Source organism: Vibrio atypicus (assembly GCF_009811315.1).
GTDB lineage: Bacteria > Pseudomonadota > Gammaproteobacteria > Enterobacterales > Vibrionaceae > Vibrio > Vibrio atypicus.
In genome coordinates this window covers 1-269 of sequence record NZ_BLID01000051.1, presented here as the reverse complement: position 1 = coordinate 269, position 269 = coordinate 1, and the positions used below count along the sequence as shown (strand labels likewise).

Annotated in this window: 2 tRNA genes; both read right to left on the bottom strand. The window is 48.7% G+C overall.

From position 1 onward, the window contains the following. Window positions 1-45: 45 nt before the first annotated feature. Window positions 46-121 (bottom strand) — tRNA-Gly (locus GVO60_RS22270). Between the two features lie 30 nt (window positions 122-151). Further along, window positions 152-228, bottom strand: a tRNA-Met gene (locus GVO60_RS22265). Between the last annotated feature and the right edge of the window lie 41 nt (window positions 229-269).

The following is a 269-nucleotide window of genomic DNA, read 5'->3' as shown; positions in this document are numbered from 1 at the left end:
CGCGTCCGTATTCATCATTCAAAGCATGATGAGCGCTTATTAAATTGGAGCGACACACGAGGTTCGAACTCGTGACCTCAACCTTGGCAAGGTTGCGCTCTACCAACTGAGCTAGTGTCGCATATCAACAACAATTGCTATTGATTAAATTTGGTTGCGGGGGCCGGATTTGAACCGACGACCTTCGGGTTATGAGCCCGACGAGCTACCAAGCTGCTCCACCCCGCGTCCGTATTCATCATTCAAAGCATGATGAGCGCTTATTAAAT